We start from the raw sequence: 6513 nt of genomic DNA on the forward strand, positions 1-6513 counted from the left end.
GCGGTGGAGCGGCCGCGCTTCCCCATCGTGCCGCTGGTCGGCGGGCCGCTGGCACCCCGGCTGATGGCGCGCGCGCTGCTGCCGCTGCTGCGCCGGATTCGCGCGGATTTCCCGTTCGATGTGATCGATGCGGAATTCTTCTATCCCGACGGCCCGGCGGCGGTGCGGCTGGGGCGCGCGCTGGGCGTGCCGGTGTCGATCAAGGCGCGCGGCGGCGACATCCATTACTGGTCGGCGCAGGCGGGGTGCAGGCGGCAGATCGTGGCGGCCGGGCGCGCGGCGGGGGGCATGCTGGCGGTGAGCGGCCCGCTGCGGGACGACATGATCGCGCTGGGCCTGCCGGGCGATCGTATCCACGTCCACCACACCGGCGTCGACGCCGCGCTGTTCGCCCCGCGCGACCGGGCGGCGGCGAAGGCGGCGCTGGGGGTAGAGGGGCCGCTGCTCGTCAGCGTCGGCTATCTGATCGAGCGCAAGGGGCAGCGGCTGGCGATCGAGGCGCTGCCGATGATTCCCGACGCGACGTTGCTGATCGTGGGGCAGGGGCCGGCGCGCGGCGATCTGGAAGCGCGGGTGGCGGCGCTGGGGCTAGGGGAACGCGTACGGTTCCTCGGCACGCTGCCCCACGCCGAACTGCCGGCGCTGATGGGCGCGGCGGACGTGATGGTACTCCCCTCGTCGTCGGAGGGGCTGGCGAACGTATGGGTGGAGGCGTTGTCCTGCGGCACGCCGGTGGTGACGGCGGACGTGGGCGGCGCGCGCGAGGTGATCGACCGGCCGGCGGCGGGGCGGCTGGTGGCGCTGGATCCGGCGGCGATCGCAATGGGGGTGAACGCGCTGCTGGCCGATCCGCCCGGGCAGGCGGCAGCCCGCGCGGCGGTGGCCGGCTTCACGTGGGAGGCAAATACGGCGGCGCTCTACGCGCATCTGCGGGGATTGGTGACCCGCCGCTGAAGACGCCGACGACCGCGCCGGGAGGTGCGATCGATTGCGCGTCATCGCCGCGGGCGCCGGGGCCACCGCCTTGCCGGGCCTGCCGGGGGCGCGGCGGTATGTCCCGGTCAAGGCGCCGCATCATGCCCGCGCGCAGGCGGCGTTGCGCGGAGCATGGCGGATGCCTTATCTGCGCCGATGCTGTTTCGCCTGCTTATCGTCGCCCTGCTCGCCAACCTCGCCTTGCCGGCGCTGGCGCAGGATACCAACCAGATCGTCGCCGTGGGCAAATCGCTGGAGGCGGCGTCGCGGGATTTGCAGGCCGTCGACCAGGCGTTCGACCAGCCGACCGAGGAAGCCGAACGGCGCGACCTGCGCGACCGGGCGAGCACGGTGCGACAGTCGGTCAACGACGCGGTGGCGCTGCTGGAGCCGCAACTGGCGGCGGTGGACGCGCGGCTCGGCCAGCTTGGCACCCCGACGCCGGGAGTGACGGAAGCGCCCGATATCCGCGCCCAGCGCGGGTTGCTCGCCCAGCAACGCTCCACCATCGACAGCGCGATCAAGCGAGGCCGCCTGATCGGGGTGGAGGCGGGGCAGCTCGTCGACGAGATCAACCAGAGCCAGGCGCAGGCGTTCGGCGAGCGGATGTCGGCGGCGGTCGCCTCGCCGTTGTCGCCGGGGTTCTGGACGGCCACGCTGAAGGCGGCACCGCGCGATATCCGGCGGGTGATGCGGGTTACGGCGGCGGGCGTGACGCAGGTGCGGCAGGCGCTGCGCGACGATCATGGCTGGCAGGCGGGGGCCGGTCTGGTGGTGGCGCTGCTGCTGCTCGGCCCGCTGCGCCTGATGCTCCGCCGGCTGGGGCGCGAGCGACTGATCGCCCATGCGCCGGCCAGCCGGGTGCGGCGATCGGGGCTGGCGCTGTGGCTGGTGCTGGTGGGGATGCTGTTGCCCGGTTTCGCCGCCGTCGCACTGATGCAGGGGCTGCGCTGGGCGGGAATGCTGACCCCGGCGTGGAATCTGGTGGCCGTCTGCTTCGTGCGCGCCACCTTCGTGTTCGGCCTCGTCTCGGCATTGGGCGGGGCGCTGCTGCTGCGCCGGCAACAATCGTGGCGGCTGCTGCCGATCGGCGATGCGACCGCCGACGCGCTGCGCCCCTGGACATGGGCGGCCGCCGGGCTGGGCTTCGTCGGCGTGATGCTGATCGGTTTCAACGAGGCGGTGGGGGCCAGCTATGCGGCGCGTGCGGTGGCGGACGGGCTGCTCGCCATCCTGCATTGCGTGCTGATCGCCGGTATATTGCTCACCATCGGGCGGCTGCGCGCCCGCTCCGCAGGCGGGGAGGAAGAGGCGCCGCCGGCCTCGCATACCGGGCTGGCGTTGCTGTCGCTGGCCTGCTGGCTGCTCACCTGCGTGTCGCTCGGTGCGCTGCTGCTCGGCTACGTCAACCTGTCGCTGTTCGTTTCGCGGATGGTGGTGTGGGTGGCGGTGGTGGCAGGCTCCCTCTACCTGCTGCTCGTCGCCGCCGACGATATCCTGACCAGCGTGTTTTCCAGCGAGAGCAGGCTCGGTCGCGCGGCGACTGGCGGGCTGGGGCTGCGCGGCAGCGCGGTGGACCAGTTGGGCGTCGTGCTTTCCGCGCTGGTGCGGCTGCTGCTTGTCGCGCTGGGTGTCAGCATGATGGTCAGCCCGTTCGGGTCGAACGTGGGCAACCTGTTCGATCAGGCGACCATGGTGGCGCAGGGCGTGACGATCGGCCAGATCACGATCTCGCCCGGCGCCATCCTGCGGTCGCTGCTGGTGCTGGCGGCGGGCCTGTTCGTGGTGCGGGGCGTGCAGCGGTGGCTGACGACGCGCTACCTGCCGACGACCGAGCTGGACGATGGCGCGCGCAATTCGATCAGCATGGTGGCGCGCTACACGGGCGTGATTCTGGCGGCGCTGTGGGCGCTCGCCTCGCTCGGTATCGGGGTGGAGCGGATCGCGCTGCTGCTGAGCGCGCTCTCGGTGGGCATCGGCTTCGGCCTGCAGGCGATCACGCAGAATTTCGTCTCCGGCCTGATCCTGCTGGCGGAGCGGCCGGTGAAGATCGGCGATCTGGTGCGGATCGGCGATCAGGAAGGCGACGTGAAGAAGATCAGCGTGCGCGCCACCGAAATCCAGATCGCCGACCGATCGACGCTGATCGTCCCCAATTCGGAGCTTATCACCAAGACGATCCGCAACATGACGCTGGCGAACCCGATCGGCCGCATCCAGTTGCTGTTCTCGGTCCAGCTGGATGCGGACACGGACCGCGTGCGCGCGATCCTGAAGGACATGTTCCGCGAGGCCGAGCATGTGCTGGACGACCCCGAGCCGAAGATCTTCCTCGATTCGATCATCGACGGGCGGATCAACTTCAACTGCTTCGCCTATGTCGCCAGCCCGCGCGATGCCTATCCGACACGCAGCGAGATGCTGTTCCAGCTGCTGCGCCGGATGCCGGCTGCCGGGATCGATCTGGGCACCGCGCACCAGCAGATCGAGCTGCTCGGCCTGCCGGACAGCGTGAGGGGGGCGAAGGATACGCCGGGGGGGCTGCCGGGTTGATACCCCGGACACACAACGAAAGACCCCCGCACATGCCATCGCCCCGTTACCGCCCCCCGCACGACTTCGGCCTCGGCGGGGTCGCGATCGGCAACGAGTTCCAGTTCGCCACCGACGAGCAGGCCGAGGCGACGCTCGCCGCCGCCTGGGATGCCGGGGTCCGCTATTTCGACGTATCGCCGTGGTACGGCCTTGGCCTGGCCGAACGCCGCTTCGGCCGGTTCCTCGCGCGCAAGCCGCGCGGCGAGTTCGTCATCTCGTCCAAGGTTGGCAAGCTGCTGCGCGCGGGGCGCGACAATGAGGGGAAAAAGCACTTTCCCTTCGGTAACTCGCCGAACACGCCGCATTTCGACTATACCGCCGATGGCGTGCGCCGCTCGATCGAGGACAGCCTGCAACGCATGGGTCTGGACCGGCTCGATATCGTCTTCGTCCACGACCTTTCGCCGGACAACAAGCTGCTGCCCGAGAACTGGGAGACATTGTTCGGCGTGGCGGAGAAGGGCGCGTTCCCGGCGCTGACCCGGCTGCGCGAGGAAGGCACGATCGACGGCTGGGGGATGGGGGTGAACTGCCCGCAGCCGATCCTGCGCTGCCTGGAGGTGGCGGACAGCGACGTGCACCTGCTGGCGAGCCAGTATTCGCTGGTCGACCATGGTAATGCGGTGGAGACGGTATTTCCCATGGCGCGCGAGAAGGGGGTGTCCTTCGTCGTTGGGTCGGCGCTGAACGCCGGCTTCCTCGGCGGCGCCAACCGCTACAATTATGGCGAGGAGAATACGCTGATCGCCCCGGACAAGCGTGAACGGCTGAAGACGGTGCGTGCCGTGGCCGATCGACACGGTGTCGATCTCGTCGCCGCCGCGCTCCAGTTCAGCCTTGCACCCGATGTGGCGTCTTCGCTGATCGTCGGCACCGCCAGCCCGACCCACCTGCTGGCGGACCATGCGGCGCTGCGCGCGAAGATCGCGGCGGCATTCTGGGCAGACCTGCGGGCGCAGGGGGTACTTCATCCCGAAGCGGCGGTGCCGGACGCCGTGTAAGGCGGGCGATGGGCCATGATGCGGGCGCCGGGCGTTACGCCACGAACCCGAGATCAGGAACGCAGCATGACCCATCCCCCAACACACGCTGCCGATGGCCTGTCCCGCCCGGCGGCACTGGCTGTCGTCGTGGGCGTGCTGGGCGCCAGTGCGATCCTGGGCCGGCGTAACGCGCCGGATCCGTCGCATCCCGGCATCCGCCACTGGTACAGACGGCTGGACAAACCGGCGTATACGCCGCCCGATGCCGCCTTCGGCGCGGTGTGGCCGGTGCTGGAGACGGGGATGGCGGCCGGCGGTTATCGCCTGCTGCGCCAGCCGCCGGACGCTCGGCGCAATGCGGCGGTAGGGCTGTGGCTGCTCAACAGCGCGATGATCGGTGGCTGGACGGAGATCTTTTTCCGCAAGCGGGAGCTGGGAGCGAGCGCGATCGCATCGGGCGCGATGATCGTCACCGGCGCGGGCTATGTGGCCGCCGCCGCCCGGGTCGACCGCACGGCGGCGGCCACGGCGGTGCCGTACGTCGCGTGGCTGGGATTCGCCACCTTGCTCGCTGGCGGTATCTGGCGGCGGAACCGGGCGGGCGGGGCATGACCCGCCTGACCGTGTGGCATGACGGCGGTTGCCCGTTGTGCCGGCGCGAGATCGCGCTGATGCGCCGGCTCGACCGTCGGGGGGCGATCAGCTTCGTCGACGCGCGCGACGCGCCCGGCACCTGCCCGGCCGACCGCGCCGCCCTGCTGGAGCGCTTCCATGCGTCCGAGGACGGCCGGCTCTTGTCCGGCGCGGCGGCCTTCGCCGCGATGTGGCGGGCGATCCCGTTGCTTCGCCCGATCGGGCTGCTGGCCCGGCAGCCGGCGGTGCTGGCGGTCCTCGAGCGGGTCTATCTCGCCTTCCTGCGTGTCCGACCCCGGTTGCAGCAGATGGCCCGACGGCTGGAGCAGCGAGCATGACGCCGGTCGTGCGTGAACCCGCCGGGCCGGGGCGGACCAGCGTGTGGGATTTTCCGCGTCCCGCCATCGCGGAAGCCTGCACGGGCCATATCCGTATCGAGCACGGCGGACGGACGATCGCCGACAGCCGGGCCAGTGTCCGCACGCTCGAAACCAGCCATCCGCCGAGTTACTATATTCCCCCCGCCGACATCCTGATGAGCGCGCTGCGCTGCTCCGCTCGGCGATCCTTCTGTGAGTGGAAGGGAGAGGCGGTCTATTATGATCTGGTGACGGGGGCGTCCGTGATCCGCGACGTGGCGTGGAGCTACCCCGCGCCGACCCGCGCCTTCGCCGCGCTGCGCGACCATCTCGCTTTCTACGCCGCGCCGCTCGATGGCTGTTTCGTCGATGGCGAGCGGGTGACGCCCCAGCCCGGCGAATTTTACGGTGGCTGGATTACCGGCGATCTTGCCGGGCCGTTCAAAGGAGAGCCGGGAAGCCGTTTCTGGTGAAGACGGGAAGGGTGGACGTTGCCGGCTTTTTGGACGGCTGCGGCCGATTTCATCAGGTTCGACCATCGCAGCGGTGTGGTTCAGATCTGTGAAGCGACTCGCCCACGGGAGTGATTCGGCCATTCGGCGTCCCGTCTGAGCCGGGCACCTGTATCGCGGCCGGCGGCATGGCGACCTCCAGGCCAGCGATTCCGGGCCTTTCCGTTGTCCGGGCAGACAATCTGCAAAACGGTGTTGACGGGGGAGGGGCTTGGACCTAGAAGCCACTCCACCGGCGGCGGTGACCTGGATTTCCGGGTCGCTTCTGCTCCTCCCCGGATCGGTAGACGATCGCCTCAGCCTTTGGGTTGGGATCGAAGAGGTTTTCGGCTCTTTCTCATAGTTATTTGATGAAGGGACATGTGGGCGGCGGCTCCGGTTCTCTGCGGCGTTCAGGCGTGGAGTTATCGGTTAAAGTCAGGTCGTTCATGTGTCTTATATGCTTTATGCAATATA

At 69.6% G+C, this 6513-nt stretch carries 6 protein-coding genes; all 6 read left to right on the top strand.

The window, feature by feature from the left end; genetic code table 11:
* A partial coding sequence (locus tag FOY91_RS20165; protein WP_145155705.1) for a glycosyltransferase occupies positions 1-954 on the top strand: 954 nt, incomplete at its 5' end.
* 153 nt (positions 955-1107) lie between these two features.
* Positions 1108-3528: a DUF3772 domain-containing protein gene (locus FOY91_RS20170; RefSeq protein ID WP_238995815.1), complete on the top strand. Its 2421-nt coding sequence runs from the start codon at positions 1108-1110 to the stop codon at positions 3526-3528.
* Positions 3529-3560: 32 nt separating this feature from the next.
* On the top strand, positions 3561-4571 hold the full coding sequence (locus FOY91_RS20175) for an aldo/keto reductase (protein WP_145155707.1): 1011 nt from the start codon (positions 3561-3563) through the stop codon (positions 4569-4571).
* 66 nt (positions 4572-4637) lie between these two features.
* Positions 4638-5165, top strand: coding sequence for a TspO/MBR family protein (locus FOY91_RS20180; RefSeq protein ID WP_145155708.1), 528 nt, complete (start codon positions 4638-4640; stop codon positions 5163-5165).
* The gene (locus FOY91_RS20185; RefSeq protein WP_145155710.1) at positions 5162-5524 is read left to right on the top strand and encodes a thiol-disulfide oxidoreductase DCC family protein; all 363 of its coding nucleotides are present in this window, start codon (positions 5162-5164) and stop codon (positions 5522-5524) included. Before FOY91_RS20180 ends, FOY91_RS20185 begins: the two co-directional genes overlap by 4 nt.
* On the top strand, positions 5521-6018 hold the full coding sequence (locus tag FOY91_RS20190) for a DUF427 domain-containing protein (RefSeq protein ID WP_145155712.1): 498 nt from the start codon (positions 5521-5523) through the stop codon (positions 6016-6018). Before FOY91_RS20185 ends, FOY91_RS20190 begins: the two co-directional genes overlap by 4 nt.
* The last annotated feature ends 495 nt before the right edge of the window (positions 6019-6513 follow it).

Origin of the sequence: Alterirhizorhabdus solaris, assembly GCF_007785815.1 — a bacterium.
In the GTDB taxonomy this organism is placed as follows: Bacteria; Pseudomonadota; Alphaproteobacteria; order Sphingomonadales; family Sphingomonadaceae; genus Alterirhizorhabdus; species Alterirhizorhabdus solaris.